The sequence below is a fragment of the Chloroflexota bacterium genome (assembly GCA_013152435.1).
Taxonomy (GTDB): domain Bacteria; phylum Chloroflexota; class Anaerolineae; order DUEN01; family DUEN01; genus DUEN01.
The window spans coordinates 1-19,604 of the sequence record JAADGJ010000111.1; the positions used below are offsets into that span (position 1 = coordinate 1).

Consider the following 19,604-nt stretch of genomic DNA (forward strand, 5'->3'; position numbering starts at 1 on the left):
CGCCGGATGCCGCCGGTGCGTCTCTCATCCGTGTCCAGTCGAAACGGCGGCGGTCCACACACGGAGATGAGCCCGGCCAGCCGCTCGTTCAGGGCGCCCAGGTGTAGCCCGACCAGAGCACCCAGGCCGTATCCCAGCCCCCAGATCTGTTTCGGGTCGACATAAGGAAGCTGGGCGAGCGTATCCAGCGCCGCTCGGGCGTCTCGCACCATCTTCCCAAGCAGTGACCACCGCGGGTGTCGCTCGTAGAAGCCCTCGGCCTCCTCCACGCGTCGGCCGAATCCGATCTGGTCGAAACAGAAGACGACGAAGCCGGCGCGCGCCAGCGTGCGGAATACCTGCTCGCCGCGGCGGTACGAGGCGACGTAGCCGCTGGCGAAGGAGAAGGGGTGAAGCCAGAGGATCGCTGGCGCCCGCTGGCCCGACTCGCTCAGCCCGGCGGGCATATACACGTCCCCGTTGATGTACTCGCCGAAGACGATCTGTGCCTTCTCCAATCCCTCGCCAGCGTCCTCCCGCCCCAGCATGGCGGCGATATGTGCGGGCTCTTCGCCGTAGTGCCCGCCGGGACTGCCCGCCCGTGGCGGCGATTCGCCCAGCATCCATCGCACCTGAGCGCGTATCTCCTCCCGTCTCGCCTTCCACTCTGCCACAGTACGCACTGGGGCGCCATTCTCCCGGATCAGGACGTCGTCTAGACCGCGTGCGGGGAAGCTCGTGGGCTCTACCCGGTCGTCGTTGCGTTGACGCCATGTCTCCCAGTCCCAGGGATGCACGAATCGCTCAGGGAAGGCGTACTCGCCGCGGCCGAAGTGCGTATCGCACCAGTCGAGGTACCGCTCGATGACGGTTGGCCACGTCTCGTGGCGGCCGGGGCGCCACAGGATGCGTAGCCGACCCTCGACGCCCAGTAGCCTATACACCTCTCGGACGGCCAGGTAAGTTTGTTGCATGGCCCAGGTGCTCTCCACGCCGTCGTTCAGCGCGATGCTGAGCAGGCACGGGCGTGGCGCGCTGAGGGCTACCAGCGCGTGGAGGTCCACGGGCAGCTTGTGCTCGCGGCCGACGAAGAAGCGCAGCCGAGGATGGAACCAGTCGGGGAACACGCGGGTGAGGAGCTCGATCCCCTCGCCGAAATGTTGTTCGGAGAAGTGACGCGTCGTCATCGTGCCGCCTGCCCCGGAACTGCTGGAGATGACGACGGCGATGCGTTCGTCCAGCGCGGCGGCGATGAGGGACTGCTTGCCGTTGCGGGAGTGACCGGTGATGGCGATCCGCTCGATGTCCGCCTGCGGTACGGTGGCCAGGTAGTCCACGCACCGGCTGGCGGCCCAGGCACGGCGGGTCAGCCGGGACCAGTCGTACTCGGGATACGCCTCCGCGAACGTGTCCGTGTCATCCCGGGAATCGGAACCGGCGTAGACGCAGGCCAGATATCCTCGCCGCAGGGCGATCAGCGCCCAGGCCCGGTGGTTGTGCTGCGTCATGAAGACGGGGAAGGGCCCGTCGCCGGGTGGGATGAGCAGCTCCAGCCACAGCCGAGCGCGGTGTCCCGGCCCGAAGGCGAGCTGCACCTGGCGCACCGTCGCCTCATCTTCCACTCGCTCGTCCAGGATATGGGCCTGTAGGTTGCCCGGCGGAGGCGGCACCTGTCCCAGCATCCACCGCTGCAAGCGGGTTTTCAATTCCTCCCGGCGCTCCCGCCACTCGTCTGCGCTCGTGACAGGTTGTCCGTCTTCGCGGGTCAGCAGGTCGGGCAGATCGGCGTGGGAGGGCAGCGCGTCGAAATCGGGGGGTAGCTCTCCCGTTCGCGCCAGCCATGCCTCCCATGGCTCGCTGGGTGGCAGGATGCGACGCAGTTGCTCCAGATACGCGTGGCGTTTCTCCATGGCCTGTCTCCATCACCATCTGCTATCCAGCACGGCTTGCCAGAAGGCCCGGATGTTCTCCAGCGGGGTATCCGGGATAATGGTGTTGCTGGTGAAGAACACCAGCGAGGCCCTATCCCGGCAGATCTCTATGGCCCGACGCACCTCGGCGCGCACGTCCTCCGGCGTGCCATGCGGCAGCGTGGTCGTCACCGACATGGGGCCAAAGATGAGCAGCGGGTCGCCGTCACGGGTGCGCAGATCGACGATCCACTCCAGCTTCATGCCGCATTCCCTCTGGAAACCCTGTAGCCCGCCGATGCCGCAGGCCAGCACGTCGTGGATCAGCGGACGCCAGTCGCCGTCGCAGTGCCACACGATCTTGGCCCCCACCTCCAGTAGCGGCTCCAGGGCGTACTCGACCCATGGGAAGTACTCACGGCGCAGGAACTCCGGCGAGACCATCGGCCCTTTTTGAGTGCAGATGTCCTCGCCGGTGAGGATGGCGCGCGGGTGGATCCCCTCCCGGATAGCCCGTGCCCGCAGGATGGCGTGCTGGCGGCCGCGCTCGGCGCTGAAGCGGATCAGCCTGCGGTAGCGCTCGGGATAGAGGGCCAGCGCCGTCAGCGCGCTCTCGTAGCCGAACTCGTGATACCATAGCGCCTTGGGGATCAGCTCCCAGTCGGCCGGGCACCACACGATGTCACCGCACTGGGCCTGTCTGGTCTGGAAATCGGCCAGAAAGTATTCGTAAGCTTGTTCCTCGTCGAAGCTATCCTCCATCTCCTCTGGATCGGGCAACGCCTCGGTGGCGGCCAGCACGTCGTCCACGGTGTGGCTGCTTCGCTCCTCCAGGACGTTATGATCCACGCAGCGGTAGGCGCCTCGGGCGATGGGGACGAAGATGTCGATGACGCCGTCGGAGCCCAGGACGCGCTCCGCCTCCAGCCCCCAGCGAAATGGATCGGCCCAGTACTCCTCCTCGGAGCAGCCGGTTAGCGCCTGGATGTGGTTCGGCGCCGCCAGCCAGCCGCCCAGGACCGGCGGCCGGTCGGGCCGTTCGAGGGCGAACGCTTTCGCCAATCGTTCCTTTTTCTCCACGGGTCTACCTCGCTGATCTGCCCGAAGCTCGGTGCTGGAGGAAGAAATGCATAGGAGATGGTGCGGGGTGATCGCACACCTCGTTCAGTTGCGCCGGGAGGGGCTGCCCCACCACGGCCTCCAGCCGCGTTCGCTGCCTGGCCACAACCTCCGGATACCGATCGTGGACGTTGTTCCTCTCCTCGGGATCGCTGGGCAGGTGGTATAGCTCGGGCTGGGGATCCTCCTCGCCCACGCTGACCACGTAGTTCCACTCCGCGTCGCGCACGGAGGCCCGCCCGCCGGCGTTGCCGGCCACGAAATCGGCCCACCCGATCACGACGTGGTCTCTGATCACATCTCGCTCGCCGGTGACCAGCGACCAGGCATCCTCCCCATCGACGTTGGCGTAGGGCACTTCGAGCAGGCGCAGGGCTGTGGGCAGGAGGTCGTGGCTCTGCACGAAGGCGTCGATCTGTTTGCCTCGTGGGCCGTCGGGATGGCGGATATACCACGGGATCTGCGTGTTGAAGGGATGCAATTCATCCGGCCCCTTGCCGAAGCGCGTGTGATCCTGGAGCTGGGTGCCGTGGTCGCTGGTTACCATCACGACCGTGTCATCCCATAGCTTCAGCTCGTCCATCTTGTTCAGGAACGCGCCCACCCATTTGTCCACGAACGTTACCTCTCCCCAGTAAAGCGCCTTCATGCGCTCCTGTTCCTCGGGTGTGGTGTCCTCGTTGTTCGGATAGATGAAGTCGATCCCATCGTAGGGATAGTAGCGATCGGCGTACGCTTTGGGAGGGTCCCAGGGCTCGTGGGGGTCAAAGGAGTCGATCCAGAGGAAGAAGGGGGCGTTGGCGACGTTGTCCTCCAGCCATCGCATCGCCGCGCGGAAGACCCGCGCGCATTGATAATCCTCCTCGCGGGCGCGGCCGCGCTGATTCCACAGGTATTGGACCAGGTGCAGTTGAGGCGAGTCCAGAGGCTGCCGGGTGTGCTTTTTGAGCTGTTCCTCGATCATCTCCAGCGTGCCGCCGCGCCAGTTGTCCGTCTCCTGGCCTCGGACGAACTCGTAGGTGCAGAATCCCCGGGTATAGTTCATGGTGGGCTTGAACATATGGTAAGTGTCGGCGATGAGACCCGTGAAGTAGCCGCGCTTCACGAGGATCTCGGCCAGGGTGTCCTGCTCGGGCGGGATCTTGTGCCAGCCCGGGGCGTGGTGCCAGTGTCCCCGGCGGTCGAAGTTGTAGCGCCACGGGAAGGATCGCCTGCCCGTGAAGAAGGCTCGGCGCATCTGCAACGTGGGCTGCCCTTCCCCAAAGGCCTGCTCGAAGGACACCGCCTCCCGGGCGAAGGCGTCCAGATTGGGCGTCTCGATGTGGCTCATCTTCTTGCCCGGGCCGATGATGTCGGCCCGGAAGGTGTCCAGGCAGATGACGATGAGGTTCATGGCCGACTCCTTCTAGGAATCTGATGAAGATGCACCGTCGAGACGCAGAGAGCGCAGAGATTCTCAAAGCGAGTATGAGGATCTTTGTGTACATAACTGTACACAACTGGAGTTTGGCCTTTTTCTTTGAGGCCCTATATATGCGGCCTCTTTTATGGCATCCCCCTATATCTTGGTATGGGTAGCGAAGGGCACTGCCCTTCGCTACCCAAAGGGCCAAACCAGAGTTTGTGTACATCACTGTACACGAGAGATCCCTCTCAGCTTCGCTATTTCCTCTCTGCGTCCTCGGCGTCTCTGCGGTTTTCAGTGGACCGCTAGGCGAACTGGGGCAGGTGCTCGCGATGTGCCTCGAACAGCTCCCGCATGAGCTTCTCGATGTCCTCCATCGCCAGCCGTGCCTGCGTCTGTGGATCCTGGATGAAGGCCTGGAGCGCCGTCTTGTAGTCGCCGGTCAGCGCTGCCTCGGCGGTGAGCTGCTGCGTGGTGATGTGGTTGCGCAGGGTGGCGGCGAGCGGCTCCGGCAGCGCGCCGATGTGTACCGGCTGGATGCCGTAACCGCCGACCAGGGTGTTCACCTCCACGATGGCGTCGTCGGGCAGGTTCTCGACGGCTCCCTGGTTGGGCACGTTGACCACGTGGATCGCGTTGCCGTGGGTCAAGAGCGCTTCCATGATCTCCACGACCTCGATGGCCTCGGCGCTGGGGAGCACGTCCAGGGAGACCTCCTCCTCCTGGCCGCTGGTCCACGCCTGCACCAGGCGCTCCCACCGCTCGCTGCGCTCTCGTTCATGGCTCATGTCGTGCACGTGGATGCCGTACTTCATCGCCAGACCCTGCAGCCGACCCTGATACGGCTCCTCCAACTGGCTCAGCGCCGGGAAGAACTCGGTCACGTGGCTCCAGCAGTAGGGGAGCACCCCGTACGTCTCCAGTCCCCAACGCACCACCGGCTGCTCGACGTGCTCCAGTATTAGAGGAAAGGCGCTGCGCCCGTCCCGGAGCCGCACGTCCAGCATGAAGGCGCAGTGGTTCAGCCCGGCGGCCGGGGCTGGGACCAGGATCTCCTCGGGATCGACCTGTGCCCATTCCGCCAAATAGCGGGCATTGCGGGGGATGGAAGCACAGGTGCACAACCCTACGGATCTCACCTCCGGGCGATGACGGCGCAGGGCTGTGATGATGGCGCTCACCGGGTTCGAGTAGTTGAAAACCCACGCCCCAGGTGCCACCTGGCTGACGTCGTCGGCCACGCTGGCCAGCACGGGGATGTGGCGGAAGGCGCGCATGATCCCGCCCGGCCCGATGGAATCAGCGATGGCCATGTAGACCCCGTATTTGGCCGGGATCTCGATGTCCTTCTCCCAGGCGTCCATCCCGCCCACGGAGATGGCTGTGATCACGAAGTCGGCGCCGACCAGCGATTCCCGTTGGTTCGTCGTGCTCTCGATGGTGAGATCGGCTCCCTCCCTCTCGACCAGGATACGGCACAACCGATCCATCACCTCCAGCCGATGCGAATCGATGTCCATGAGTGTGATGGTGCTGCCCGCCAGCACCTCGGAGCCGATGAACAGGCGCATGAGCTGGGGGACGAAGGTGCTGCTCCCGCCGCCGATGATGGTGATCTTCGTACCCATGAGCTTCTCCTAGTGTGATGGAAATTTTGCGAAACAGCCCACGATGTCCATCGCAAGCCCTTGAGGGGCGCAGCCCCTCAAAGCCTCCCCGCCGTATTTCCACGCGAAAAGCATCCGCTGCCGCAGTAGAGACGCTGACTTTGCAGTTCTTTTGGTGATATAGTAGCCCAGGTTGACGGGAATATCAAGGAGCCCTGCGTGGAATACACGGATGAGTGAGGGGTCCCTTGGGCGCCTGTGCCGGGTCTGTTGACAGATCGCCGCCGCCGATCTAGGATAGGTTCCGTCCGGGGGATGGCGGATCGGACGGCCGATCGGTCGCAAGTGATAGCCCGAAAGGAGCGGTGGTCCGTGAACAGGAACGAGATAGCCAACCGACTGGCGGAATATGATCGGCGGGCGGGGGAGCTTGTCGCCCGGATGAGCCTGGAAGAAAAGGTGGACCTGATGGGCGGGAGGAGGAGCCTGCTGAGCATACAGCTCCGGGACGGCGGGCGCTACAACAAGGTCCCCTATCCGGCTGGCGGCAATGAGCGTCTGGGGATCCCTCCCCTGCTGTTCTGTGACGGCCCTCGCGGGATGGTCCCCAATCACGGGACGTGTTTCCCGGTCTCCATGCAACGGGGCGCCAGTTTTGACGTGGAGTTGGAGGAGCGCGTCGGCGAGGCCATCGCCAAAGAGATCCGGGCGGTGGGTGGCAACTATTTCGGCGGCGTCTGCATCAATCTGTTGCGGCATCCGGCGGGCGGCCGGGCGCAGGAGACGTACGGGGAGGATCCGTTCCATGTGGGGCAGATGGGGGCGGCGCTGGTCCGGGGCGTGCAGAAGCACAACGTGATGGCGTGCGTCAAGCATTACGCCCTTAACAATCAGGAGACCACCCGGTTTAAGGTCGATGTCACCTGCGACGAGCGCACGCTGCGGGAGGTGTATCTTCCGCACTTCAAAGAGTGCCTGGACGCCGGGGCGGCCAGCGTGATGGGGGCCTACAACAAGTTCCGGGGCGTGCACTGCTGCCATAACGCCTACCTGCTCCGGACGATCCTGAAGGAGGAGTGGGGCTTTTATGGGTTCGTGATCAGCGATTTCTTCTGGGGCGTGCGGGACACGGTGGAGGCGGCCAACGCCGGATGTGACGTCGAGATGGCGCACACGAAGTACTACGGGAAGAGGCTGGTGCGGGCCGTCAGGCGGGGCGACGTCCTCGAGGCCGTGATCGCCGAGGCGGCGCGACGGATCGTGCGGACGATCTTGATGTTCACCGAGGCAGCCGATCCTCTGGGCGATTATCCGGAGTCGCTGCCCGCCTGTGAGGAGCACATCCGGCTGGCCCTAGAAGTCGCTGAGAAGTCGATCGTCCTCCTCAAGAATGAGGCGGGCACGCTGCCGTTCGACAGGGATCGGGTGAAGAGGGTGGCGTTGTTGGGCCGGTTGGGCGATTTCGCCAACATCGGTGATCACGGCTCCAGCCGGGTGTTCCCGCCCTATGTGGTGACCCCGCTGGAGGGGTTGCGGAAGGTACTAGGGCCCTCCGTCGAGATTTTGTATGGCGAGGGTAAGGATCTGGAGGAGGCCCGGCGGATCGCGTCGAGGGCGGATGCGGTCGTGTTCGTCGTGGGCTATGACCATCGGGATGAGGGGGAGTACGTGGAGTTCCTGGGCGGCCTGATCAAGGTCGGAGGGGACCGAGACGATTTGCGGCTGCACAAAGGGGATGTGGATCTGATCCGGGCCGTGGCGCCAGCGAATTCGAACGCTGCCGTCGTGCTGATCGGCGGAAGCGCCATCGTGGTGGAGGAGTGGAGGGATCAGGTGCCGGCGATCCTGCATGCCTTCTATCCGGGCATGGAAGGGGGCACGGCGATTGCCAGGGTCCTCTTCGGCGAGGTGAATCCGGGCGGGAAGCTGCCCTTTACGATCCCCGCCGATCCGGCTCATCTCCCCGAGTTCGACAAGTACGCCACTCGCGTGGAATACGATCTCTATCACGGGTACACCAAGCTGGAGCGGGAAGGGCATGTCCCGGCCTTTCCCTTCGGCTTCGGGCTCTCCTACACGACCTTCCGCCAGACGAATGCCTCCTTCGAGGTGGACGGCGATCAGGTGGTGGCCTCCGTGGACGTGACGAATATGGGGAAGCGCACCGGGGATCAGGTGGTGCAATTCTACGTGGGGTTTGAGAACTCCACCGTGGACCGCCCGAAGAAGCTCCTGCGGGGTTTCCAGCGGGTGACGCTGCAGCCGGGGGAGACGAAGAGGGTGCTGATCTCCTGTCCCATCGAGCGGTTGCGCTGGTACAATCCGGAGACCTCCTCTTGGGAGTTGGAGCGCATGGAGTACCAGGCTTATATCGGCTTCAGCAGCGATGAAAAGGACCTGCTGAGGGGCGCTTTCTCTCTTTGACGAGGGGCAATGGGGGATGAAGCATCGCTTCGTCCTTCGCAGCGTTTCCCAGCCCTCTTCCCGTGAGTGCCCATATATACGGCTTCTTTTGTGGCGTAACCCTATATCTTGATGTGGGTGGCGGAGGGCGCTGCCTTCCGCCACCCGAAAAGCCAAACTGGAGGGAGGCTTCGTCCCCTCCAGAAAAGGCCTTTCTCCCGCCTGGCCTCGGCCCAGTTCCTTGTGGAGATCGAATAGAGGTCAGGTGGAAGCGGGCCGTGACGCGTACCGCAGATCGCTCACCGGCGTGCCGGCCTCGTCCACGAAACGGAAGTAGAAGCCGAACATGCGACCGGAGAACTCCTCCTGCGGGCCGCGCGTGGCCTTAACCAACACCTCGTTCCACCCGGCGCGCAGCGTGACCGGCGCCCGCAATGGCTCGATCACCCGTATGCCGTCCGCTGCGAATACGAGCTCCCCATTGCACCACAGCTTCAGCTGCTCCTCGCCGGACAGCTCCGCCCACACGGTCCGCTCGTCCGGGGACCACACGGCGCAGGCCGCGTAGGCCACCGCATCGCGAATCGGTTGGGGAAGCCCGTCCTTCTTGGTCGACAGCAGATGCGTGAAGTTCACATATCCGAAGCTGTCCAGCACCTCGTGCTCCCGCCATCGCATCCGGCCGTCCCGGCCTTCCATAGTCGCCTGGGGATCGACGCCGTGCTCCGGCGGGTACGCCGTTTCGAAGCCTTGTCCCCCGTTGGGGAAGGGCCCTGCGGTCAACCACGGGCTGGCGTAGGCATGAGTGAGCAGCGCCGTGCTTTGCAGCGTGTGCGTTGCGCCGCCCACCGAGGCCTCCGCTGTGACCTCGACCTCCGGGCTACACACCGTCGGCTCCTGAGTCCGCTCCAACGCCCACCACGCATCGGCGATGCCTCCGCTCCCGGCGGCGCTCTGTCCCTCACCCGTCGGAGACGCTCGCCATCCGGGGGGCGGCGTCAACGAGAACCGGGCCGTCAGATCGGGATTGCCCCAGGGATTCCGCACGTAGGCTCGCACCAGCAGGTGGCCCGGCTTGGCGCCCAGCGAGACCTCCACGCCTAGCTCGGGCGTCCGCACTGGCGCCTCCCGGGGTGTCCCCCCCGGCGTGATGATGACCTGAATCGGCGCTCGCACGGGGTGCTTGCCCAGGTGCACGGTCAGCAGCCGCCCAGCCGGATCGTAAACCCACCCTTCGCCCTCGGCCAGCGGCTCGCCGTTCACCTGCACCTCGGCCGGGGGATCGCTGTCGTGCAGGATCACGTGCCAGATCCGGGCGTTGGGCATGCCCTGGAACTCCCCTTCCGATGCGGCGATGGCGATCTCCGGCTTCTCCCCCTCACGGTACGTGATCCGTGTCCTGGCGTACTCGCCGCGTTCGTATGCATAGGTGTCGCCGTCATCCTCGTACAGATCGAACGTGGCGTCGCCGCCGGGGTAGACGTGCAAAGTGACCTCGTCTAGCGGACGCTGGTCGGCGAAGAGGACCTCGGGGCCCATGGGGATCAGGCTGCCGCCTCGCACGAACAGCGGCAGCGTGTCCAACGGCGCCTCCGCCTCGATCGTGCGGCCGCCCTCCCAGCGTCGCTCCGTCCAGAAGTCGTACCAGGTCCCGTCGGGCAGGTAGACCTCCCGGCGTCGGGCGCGCGGCTCCACCACGGGCGCGACCAGGAAGGCGGGGCCGAACATGAACTGATGTTCCGCCGCCACCGCGGCGGGGTCGTCTCCGAAGTCCAGGACCATGGCTCGCATAAACGGCCGTCCCGTCTCGTGCGTCCGGCGAGCGCAGGCGTAGATGTACGGCAGGAGTCGGTAGCGCAACCGCATGTAGCGGGCGCAGATCGCCTCTACCTGCGGGCCGAAGGTCCAGGGCTCGTTGCCGGGCCGCGTGCCGTGGGTGCGGAAGATGGGGCAGAAGGCGCCCCACTGATACCAGCGGGCGTACAGCTCGCCGCCGAAGGAGGGCGTGAGGAAGAACCCGCCGATGTCGGTGGTCCAATACGGCTGGCCGGAGAGGCACACCTCCTGGCCGACGATCACCTGATCGCGCAGCACATCCCAGTCGGCGTTGATGTCGCCTGACCACATGAGCGTGCCATATCGGGGGATCCCGGCCCAGGCCGTCCGGGCCAGCGCGCACACGCGCAGATCGCTCTCCTGTCGCTGGTGCTCGTACAGGCCCCTGGACCAGAGGAGCGAGTAGATGTTGTGGACCCGCTCGCGAGGGCCCAGGAAGTGCTGAACGCCCTCGCTGTGTTTCTCCACCTCCCCCATGTCGGTCCAGTAGGCGCGTATCCCCTGGCGCCAGAGAGGGCGGACATGGGCCCACCACGCGGCTCGAGCCTGGGGATGGGTGTGATCGAACACAGCTCGGGGATCGGAGTCGATGTCCACCAGGAACCCTCGGCGATGGAACTCTTGGAAGGTGAGCGCCTGCCGGTCGATGAAGGGGTGCTGCGCCTGCATGACCCGGAAGCCCATCTCCCGCAGCGTCTGCAACATGGCGGCCGGGTCCGGCCAGTCGGCCGCGTCCCAGGCCAGATCCCCGAACCGCTTGAACCAATGCCAGTCGATGACCAGGACGTCGCATGGCAGGTTGCGATCCCGGTATCCCCGGGCGATGTGCATCAGTTCCTCGGCGCTGCGATAGCGATTCTTGCACTGGATCAGCCCCAGCGCCCAGCGCGGCGGCAGTTCCGGCTGGCCAGTGAGTTGGGTGTAGCTCTCCAGGATGCGATCGGGGGCTGGCCCGTAGATGAGGAAGAGGTCCAGCTCGCCGTCGTCCAGCAGGATGGTGAGGCGTTCCGGGTGCTCCTCCCCGGAGGGCTGGGCGTGCGGCCAGGGGGGCGGGGCCCAATCCGGTCGCATGGGTGCCGGCATCGTCTTCCCCTCGGCGATCACCCAGCGGGATGGCCAGGAGGAGTTGAGGAAAAGACCGTATCCGGCGGTGGTGAACGCCAGTGGGATGCCGCCGTTGCCGCTATGCCGCCCGGCGTCCCACTCCTGCCACATGCGGCGCTCGCGGCCGCGCAGGTTGAGCTGCGAGAGGGCTCCCTGGCCCAGGCCGTAGACGCCCACACCCTTTGGGAGCGTCACCCGACACACCCTTCGGCTGCCTTCCCACTCGATGCCGGGCGCGTCCTCCGGTGTGGACGCCACGATGTTGCCCTGTGCATCCACCAGACGTAGCCGGAAGGGGTCCCGCCGGATCTCGGCCCGCAGCTCGGACGTGGCCAGGATGATCGTCTCCTCCCCGACGGTGAGCGAGGTTTCCAGGTGCGGCGCCGGATCGACGGCCAGGGTGAACGTCTCCTCCGCCCGGAACTCCCCGTGGGGGGCCAGGCGAACGCGAAGGACGTTGGCCGCTGTGAATCGCACCTCCAGGAGTGCATCGTCCACCGAGAGCAGCGCGCCGCCCGGGATAGGCGTGGCTTCTTGCACTCGTGTGATGGTCATGGGGCACCCCTCCATTCGATAGGTGGGTGGTTCCGTCTATCCCCACAGACGGGTCAGGAACCGGATCTTTTCGACCGTTTGGTAGGGGCCGCCGCCCTCGTGGTTGTTGTAGCGGTAGATGCGGATGTCCTTGGGGCCGCCGTAATGGTTGTACGCGGCGAAGACCGTGGATGGCGGGCAGACGAGGTCCATGAGGGCGACGGAGAACAGGGCCTGTGCCCGGGCCCGGGCTGCGAAGTTGACGCCGTCAAAGTAGGAGAGCGTGTGAAAGACGGTGTCGATCTTATCCCGGTGCACGAGGCAGTATTTGGCGATCTCGGCGTAGGGCGTCGCGTCGGTGATCTCCGTGGCGCGGCGATAATGACATAGGAAGGGCACGTCGGGCATGACGGCCTGGACGTCGGGCACCAGGCCGCTGACGGCGAGGGTGACCCCGCCGCCCTGGCTCACGCCGGTAATGGCGATGCGCTCCGGATCCAGGGCCGGATGTGACCGGGCGGCCTCCACGGCTCGTGCGGCGTCCGTGAACACGCGACGGTAGTAGTAGGTCTTGGGGTCCAGGATGCCGCGGGTCATGAACCCAGGGTAGTGGGGATTGGACCCGTCCGGTTCGGGATCGGGCGTATCGCCGGGAGCCCAGGTGCTGCCTTGGCCCCGGGTGTCCATGACCAGATGGGCATAGCCGACGCTGCTCCATAGGAGCCAGTCGGTGGGAAAGCCACGACCGCCGCCGTAGCCGATGTACTCAACGACGCAGGGCAGCGGTTCCTGGCGATCCCGGGGCAGGAGCAGCCAGCCTTTAACCGGCTGGCCGCCGTAGCCGTTGAACGTGACATCGAAGGTCTCCACCGTGCGCAGCCCGTAGTCCACAGGCTCGAACCGGGCATCCAGCGGGGTTTGCCGTGCTTCGGCCAGGGTCTGTTGCCAGAAATCGTCGAAGTCGGACGGCTCCTCGCGGGCGGGCCGGTAGACTTTCAGTTGATCCAGGGGCAGATCGAAGAGCATGGCCTATCCTCCCGGGGAAAGTTTGCCTGACGAGTGATCGCCTCGATCGCCACAAGGCGACTCAGGGACCCTCGGGCTACAGTATGGACTACGAGATCATGGTTTGTCAACTGACCCCTGCGGGGCTTCGTCAGTGATGTGGCGCTATCCTCGCCTACTCGACGACCTCGAACGACCCACGCAGGCCGTCCGCCGAGCTGCCGCCGATCCAGAGATGGAATCCCCCGGGCTCGGTGACGAACGCCATGTCCCGATTGTGGAAGCGCAGATCGTCCGTATGCAGCGTGAACTGGATCGTGCGCCTCTCGCCGGGCTCCAGCCGCACCCGCTGGAAGCCCTTCAGCTCCTTTACCGGCCGAGTGACGCTGCCGACCAGGTCCCGCACGTAGAGCTGGACGATCTCCTCGGCGGCTACAGAGCCAACGTTCTGCACGTCTACGGACGCCACCAGGCTTTCGCCGAGGCGGATGCGCTCGCGGGACAGCCGCAGGTTCTCGTACTGGAATCGCGTGTAACTTAGGCCATAGCCGAAGGGGAACAGCGGCGTCGGCGCCACGTCCAGGTACGAGGAGAAGAATCCAACCGGATCCAGCGGCGTCCCCAGCGGGATCTCCCGATCGACTTGCTGCGGCGGGCGGCCCGTGTTCTTGTGCGCGTAGTAGATGGGGATCTGTCCCACGGCCCGAGGGAACGTGACCGGGAGCTTGCCCGACGGTGACTCGTCGCCGAACAGGAGGTCGGCGATGGCGGGGCCGCCCATGGTGCCCGGGTGCCAGGCGATCAGGAGCGCGTGCACCTTGTCGACCACGCGACTCAGGGTCAGCGGCCGCCCCGTCATGACCACGGCGATGGTCGGCTTGCCCTCCGCAGCCACGGCCTCGATGAGCGCCTCCTGCGCTCCGGGGAGGTCGAGGAACGCCCGGCAATGCGCCTCGCCGCTGAGGATGGCGTCCTCGCCCACGAACAGGAGGACGACGTCCGCCTTCCGGGCGGCCTCGATCGCCTCATCGAACTCCTTGCGGCCGTCGCTGCGCGGGCTCTCCAATCCGGGGGCGAAGAGGACCTCGGCCTTCCCCTTCAGCCGCTCCCGGATAGCTCGCAGCGGCGTGATCGTGTCCTCCGGCCGGCCATCGAAGACCCAACAGCCGAGCTGATCGGCAGGGGCGTCTGCCAATGGCCCGATGACGGCGACGGCGCGCACGTCCCCGGAGAGCGGCAACACGTCCTCCTCGTTCTTCAGGAGTACGACGCTCTCCCGCGCCAGTTGGCGGGCCACCTCCAGATGATCCGGGGCCAGCAGGACGGACTGGCGCGTTGGGTCCACGTAGGGGTTCTCGAATAGGCCCAGGCGCATCTTGACCCGCAGGATGCGGCGCACGGCCTCGTCGATGAGCTCCAGAGGCACCTCGCCCTCGGCGACCAGCGCCGCCAGGTGCTGGCGATAGCTCTGGCTGACCATCTCCATATCGACGCCGGCCGTCACCGCCGCCCGCGCCGCGTCCTTCTCATCAGTGCAGAAGCCGTGGACGACCATCTCGGTGACGGATTGCCAGTCGCTAACGACGAAGCCGTCGAAGCTCCATTCGCCCTTCAGGATCTGGCGCAGGGTGAACGCGTTGCCCGTCGCCGGGATGCCATTGATCTCGTTGAACGCGCTCATCACGGTGGCCGTTCCGGCCTCGACGCAGGCCTTGAACGGCGGCAGGTACACGTCGCGCAACGTCCCTTCGGGGATCAGCGTCGTGTTGTAGTCACGGCCGCCCTCCGCCGCGCCGTAGCCGACGTAGTGCTTGGCGCACGCGGCGATGCGGTCGGGAGCGGACGGATCCTCCCCCTGGAAGCCGCGCACCATGGCCCGTCCGAGCTGCGATGTGAGGTATGGATCCTCGCCGCCGCCCTCGGCGATGCGGCCCCAGCGCGGGTCCCGGGCGACGTCCACCATGGGCGCGAAGGTCCAGTTGACGCCGACGCTGGACGCCTCCCGGGCGGCGATGGCGGCTGCCTGTTCCACGAGCTCGGGATGCCACGCGGCGGACTGTCCCAGCGGGATAGGGAAGACGGTGCGGAAACCGTGGATCACGTCACGCCCCATGATGAGCGGGATGCCTAGCCGGCTCTCCTCCATCGCGATGCGCTGGTAGCGGTTGTACGTCTCCACGTCCACGACGTTGAGGAAGGAGCCGACCTGGCCTTGTCGGATGAGCTCCTCGCGCTCCTCCCCGGCCCCGCTGATCTGGGCCATCTGGCCGATCTTCTCCTCCAGCGTCATGCGGGCGAGCAGTTCGTTGGTCTTGGACTCAATCGCTTTCTCGTTCATCGGCGTTTACTCCCCCTTTCAGTCTAATGGATCTGAATCGGGCGCAGATCAGGCGGACGCGCCCGTCACACTTGGTGAGTGCCCCATGTTCCCGGGTAGTTTGCCAGTAAACGGGCAGTTCTTCAAGTCCGTCATCGAGCCAATCCCTGTGGGGTGGGCCTCACACTCGCCCATGGGCATCAATTTAAGCATCTCGCTCATGTTCCGTAGGGGCAACCCTTGTGGTTGCCCAGAACGATGGGATCGGTGATCTGGGGCGGGCGCCCACAGGGGACATTCCTACCATGGGGTTAGGCATCGTAGGGGCAGCCCCTTGTGGCTGCTCGAAACGGTGGGTGGGGGCGATGATCTGGGGGGCGGGCGCCCACAAGGGGCGCCCCTACCGTGAGATAACACCAGCGGCGATTCATGAATCGCCGCTACCAGTGCCTACATAGAGGTCTCTTCGAACCGCCGCAGCGCGTCGGTATCCACATCCACGCCCAGGCCCGGCGCGGTGGGGACGGCCACCATCCCGTCGCGGACTTCGAAGCGCGGCACGGTGAGTTCGTCCCGCAGCGGGTTCTCCGACCGATCCATCTCCAGCAGCGGCTCCGGCGCGAGCATGCGGCCGGGGAGCATGTCCAGCGTGCTGGCGAAATGCAGCGCGGCGGCGAAGGCGATGCCTGTGCCCCAGCAATGCGGCGTCAGGTTCGTCTCAAAGGCCCGTGCCAGCGCCGCGATGCGGCTGACCTCGGTCAGGCCGCCCGCGGCGCAGATGTCCGGCTGGGCGATGTCCACGCATCGCCGCTCGAACAGGCGCCGAAAGCCCGCGCACAGATACTCGCACTCGCCCCCGGCGATAGGGATGGCCGTCCGCTGCCGTAGCTCCGCGTATCCCTCGTAGTCCTCCGGCGACACCGGCTCCTCGAACCAGCCGATGTCCAGCGGCTCCAACGCTCGTGCCAGCGCCAACGCCTCCCACAAGGCGTACGCGTGGTTGGCGTCCATCATGAGCTTCACGTGCGGCCCGATCGCCTGGCGCACGGCCCGCACGTTCTCGACATCCTGTTCGATGCCGAGCCCCACCTTCATCTTCACGGCTGTGAACCCCTGGCGGACGTACTCCGCCGCCTCCTCCGCCAGGCGCCGCGGCAGGTTAGGCCCTTCGGTGAAGTACATCCCCGTGGCGTAGACGCGCACGTGGTCGCGTCGCCGGCCGCCGAGCAGGACGGAGACCGGCTGTCCCAGCAGCTTGCCCTTCAGATCCCACAAGGCGATGTCGATGGCGCTGATGGCGGCCACCAGGACGCCGCGTCGGGCGTAGTCCAGCGAGCGACGGTACATCTCCTGCCAGAGGGCCGCCTGATGTTGGGGATCCTTCCCGAGGATCAGCGGCGCCAGAAAGTGGATGCCTGCCTCCACGACCCGGGCGGGGCCGTATCCCTCGCCCCAGCCGTACGTCCCGTCATCGGCCGTAACCCGCACGAGACATACCGCGCGGCGATCGTACTCCCATTGGGAGAAATAGAAGGGCCGCTGGAGCTGTTGTTCGACGACGAAAGTCTCGACCTTCGCTATGTCTGGCAAGGTGATCTCCATCGTGGGTGGCGCCACACGGAAACGCAAGATGTGGAAAAGGACGGTGCGGTCACCGTCGATCTGTTCCCCGGGAAGGCCTGGAGGGGCTTGCCCCGGGTGGAGGCGATTCATGAATCGTCTTTGCCATTGTATAAAATGCCGTCAACCCGTGCGGTCGGCGAACGGTGGGCGCCGGCCTCCAGCTCACAGCCCGCCCAGGTTCACCAGGTTGTAGCCGACCCCCGTTAGACGCTGGTTGGCCGCATAGCACGGGTGGGCGTATCGTCTCAGCGCATCCGGCGTGTCCTCTGCATGGCGATCGGCCCATATTCGGATCGTCCCGTCGGGATAGTAGGCCAGGACTTGCTCGCCGGGGTGATCCATGAACTGGGAGCCCATCGCCATGGTGCCGCCGATCCGCCCCAGTTCGTTCCCGTGGCGATCCAGCACGGCCCCGTCCTGCCCGGGGAGGCCGCGGACGAGCTCGTGGTAGCCGTCGCCATCGAGGTCAACCGGCAACGTGCCGTAGACGCTGAAGGGCAGCGATATGGGCTTCCCCGTCAGCGCATCGAAGACGAACTCATCTCGCTCGTAGTGGAACCGCCCGTCTGGGCCGCATGTCTTTCGGCCGATGCGGATGGCCATGGCGAGGAGCCGGTGCCCGTCGCCCAGCCGCGCAACCCAGCCCATGTCCATATGCCCGTGATCCACATCGCCCCACACTCGGCGCCCTGTCGCGTCGAACAGGGCCACCCGGGGCGTCGCCTCGGGGTCGCTCTCCCGGCAGGTGTAGATGTACCACCGGCCGCTCGCGTCGTCTCGCACGGGCTGCACGATGTCGGAGTGGCCGCGGTAGACGTGACGATCGGCGCAGAACAGCTCACGTCCGGAGTCGAGCTCGATGCAACGCTCGCCCCACATGACCTCCTGTATGCCGTCGTCGTCCAAGTCTGTGATGGCGCACATATGGCTGCCGCGGGCTCCCGGCTCATCTTTGACGATGTGATGTTCCCATCGGGGCGTCATGTCGGGGTTCCAACCCTGCAGGAACATATCCCCGTATGTACCCTGGGCGGTGACGAGCGTTGACGTGTCGCCCACCTGTCCGCCGAGGATGAAGTTGCGGAACGTGTGGCTGAGGGATTGACCGTATCCTGCGTGATTGGGCCAGGGCCACCGGCCGGTCGTCTCGCCGGTGTGAGGGTCGAGTCGTTCAAGCACGTAGTGGCTGATGCCGAGGGGATGTTTCGGGTCCGTGTTGTTGACGAACCACACCTCGTCGACGCCATCCCGGTCCAGATCGAAGGCGAACACGGGGCAGAACCAGACGCCGGGGATGACGCCAGGGCCCAGGTCACGTTTCCACAGGATATCGCCGTCGAGCGTGAAGAGAGCGAGCTTCAGCGTGTCCGTTGGGAAGAAGAACATCTCGATGTAAGGGTCCACATCGAAGTCGGCGCAGTAGGCGACCAGAATCGCTCGTTGGCCGCTTGCTCCCATGGACACGGGGAGCGCTCGCAGTTGGCCCAACGGGGAGGATAGAGAGACTTCTAGCACTGGCTGCAGATCCATGACCCGTTGCTCCCAAACCACCTCTCAATAACATCGTTGCATGAGCAGATCGCTCAACGGTGATTCCTCAGAAGATGATACACGGCCATTGCGGAGAGGGCAAGGAGGAGCGATGAATCGGTGGTCCAGGAAGAAGCGAGCGAAGACATCATCAGCGATGACATCTTCGCTATTGAAGATGAGACCACTACGAAGCCGTCGACACTTCTGCGGTATACTCCTTGGTGGGGCGAGGGAGGGGAAGTGACCCGACTCAAGCACTCTGCGGGCTCTGAAGGGAAGCGAGCATATCCGCCTATGCGCGCCCTGGATGAGCTTATCTATACTGTTACAGTTGCTCGATTTCGCGAATGAGGTCGGGCGGAAGACGCGTCCCGTCCGATACTGCCACGTTGCCCATGATTCGCTCCGGCTTTGTAGTAGCCGGGATCACAGTGGCAATGTCTGGATCAGAGAGCAAGTAGCGGAGTGCAAAATGAGGTAGCGATTCTCCATATTCTGCGGCCATTTGTTCTACAGAATCAAGCTTGCGAATCATCTCTTCAGTCACAAACTCAGGTCGTTTTTGAACGAGCTTCTCTCGCAAGCTTCCCAAGAGTCCCATGTGGAGTGGGCTACCTAGAACGACAGCCACATCGCGGGCTGCGGCGGTGGGGATCAAATGCTTCTTGGCTTGTTGGGTCACCAAGTCGTACTTGTTATAGGTCAGAACAGAGTCGAACTCTCCGGTTTCGAGTGCACGACTCAATAGATGAAGGTCTGCCCCAGTGATGCCAATCCCCTCTATCAGGCCTTGACTTTTCAGTTCTTGTAAGGCTTGCATTATGCCGCCTGGACGGAAAATTTGGTCCCAGCCGGCTATCTCTGCCTCATGAATTTGCAGTAACTCGATCTTGTCACGGCGTAGCCGCCTCAGGCTGCTCTCGAAACTGCGCCAAACGCCGTCTCGCGTATAATCGGAGCGACCGCATGCAAGCATTCCCACCTTCGTAGCGAGGTAAATCTGTTCCGGCCAGTTTTGAAGCGCGTAGCCGATGATGTGCTCACTATAATTATGACCATAGAGAGGGGCAGTGTCGATGAAGTTGACTCCTAGCCTCAACGCAGCACGTACAGTTTCGGCAGCCTTTTCGATGATGATCTCATTATCGCGACCGCCCAACCATGCTCCTCCCAAGCCGACCTCGCTCACCTGCCAGCCTAAGCGGCCAAAGCGTCGATAACGCATCTTC

The 19,604-nt window shown here is 64.9% G+C and carries 11 protein-coding genes; 1 reads left to right on the plus strand and 10 read right to left on the minus strand.

Annotated elements, in window-relative coordinates; translation table 11 throughout:
- The 4 genes from GXP39_15720 to GXP39_15735 form a co-directional block, all read right to left on the minus strand.
- On the minus strand, window positions 1–1,889 hold a 1,889-nt coding region (locus tag GXP39_15720), incomplete at its 3' end, for an alpha/beta fold hydrolase (protein ID NOZ29483.1).
- Between the two features lie 12 nt (window positions 1,890–1,901).
- A complete protein-coding gene (locus GXP39_15725; GenBank protein NOZ29484.1) occupies window positions 1,902–2,969 on the minus strand; it encodes a hypothetical protein in 1,068 nt (355 codons plus the stop codon).
- A 4-nt stretch (window positions 2,970–2,973) separates the two neighbouring features.
- On the minus strand, window positions 2,974–4,401 hold the full coding sequence (locus GXP39_15730) for a sulfatase-like hydrolase/transferase (protein NOZ29485.1): 1,428 nt from the start codon (window positions 4,399–4,401) through the stop codon (window positions 2,974–2,976).
- Window positions 4,402–4,718: 317 nt separating this feature from the next.
- Window positions 4,719–6,041, minus strand: a complete 1,323-nt coding sequence (locus tag GXP39_15735; GenBank protein NOZ29486.1) for a hypothetical protein — start codon at window positions 6,039–6,041, stop codon at window positions 4,719–4,721.
- 294 nt (window positions 6,042–6,335) lie between these two features.
- Between GXP39_15735 and GXP39_15740 the strand changes: the two genes are divergently transcribed.
- Window positions 6,336–8,444, plus strand: a complete 2,109-nt coding sequence (locus GXP39_15740; GenBank protein ID NOZ29487.1) for a glycosyl hydrolase — start codon at window positions 6,336–6,338, stop codon at window positions 8,442–8,444.
- A gap of 240 nt (window positions 8,445–8,684) precedes the next feature.
- On the opposite strand, the gene GXP39_15745 is transcribed toward GXP39_15740, so the two are convergent.
- From GXP39_15745 to GXP39_15770, 6 genes are all read right to left on the minus strand, one after another.
- Window positions 8,685–11,918, minus strand: coding sequence for a glycoside hydrolase family 31 protein (locus tag GXP39_15745; protein ID NOZ29488.1), 3,234 nt, complete (start codon window positions 11,916–11,918; stop codon window positions 8,685–8,687).
- A gap of 36 nt (window positions 11,919–11,954) precedes the next feature.
- The gene (locus GXP39_15750) at window positions 11,955–12,923 is read right to left on the minus strand and encodes an acetylxylan esterase (protein ID NOZ29489.1); all 969 of its coding nucleotides are present in this window, start codon (window positions 12,921–12,923) and stop codon (window positions 11,955–11,957) included.
- 154 nt (window positions 12,924–13,077) lie between these two features.
- Window positions 13,078–15,240 carry a beta-glucosidase BglX gene (gene bglX, locus GXP39_15755; protein NOZ29490.1) on the minus strand — a complete coding sequence of 721 codons (2,163 nt, stop codon included), beginning with the start codon at window positions 15,238–15,240 and terminating at the stop codon, window positions 13,078–13,080.
- A 429-nt stretch (window positions 15,241–15,669) separates the two neighbouring features.
- Window positions 15,670–16,821: a mandelate racemase/muconate lactonizing enzyme family protein gene (locus GXP39_15760; protein NOZ29491.1), complete on the minus strand. Its 1,152-nt coding sequence runs from the start codon at window positions 16,819–16,821 to the stop codon at window positions 15,670–15,672.
- A gap of 183 nt (window positions 16,822–17,004) precedes the next feature.
- The gene (locus GXP39_15765) at window positions 17,005–18,372 is read right to left on the minus strand and encodes a polysaccharide lyase 11 (protein NOZ29492.1); all 1,368 of its coding nucleotides are present in this window, start codon (window positions 18,370–18,372) and stop codon (window positions 17,005–17,007) included.
- A 328-nt stretch (window positions 18,373–18,700) separates the two neighbouring features.
- Window positions 18,701–19,600, minus strand: coding sequence for an aldo/keto reductase (locus GXP39_15770; GenBank protein NOZ29493.1), 900 nt, complete (start codon window positions 19,598–19,600; stop codon window positions 18,701–18,703).
- Window positions 19,601–19,604: the final 4 nt, after the last annotated feature.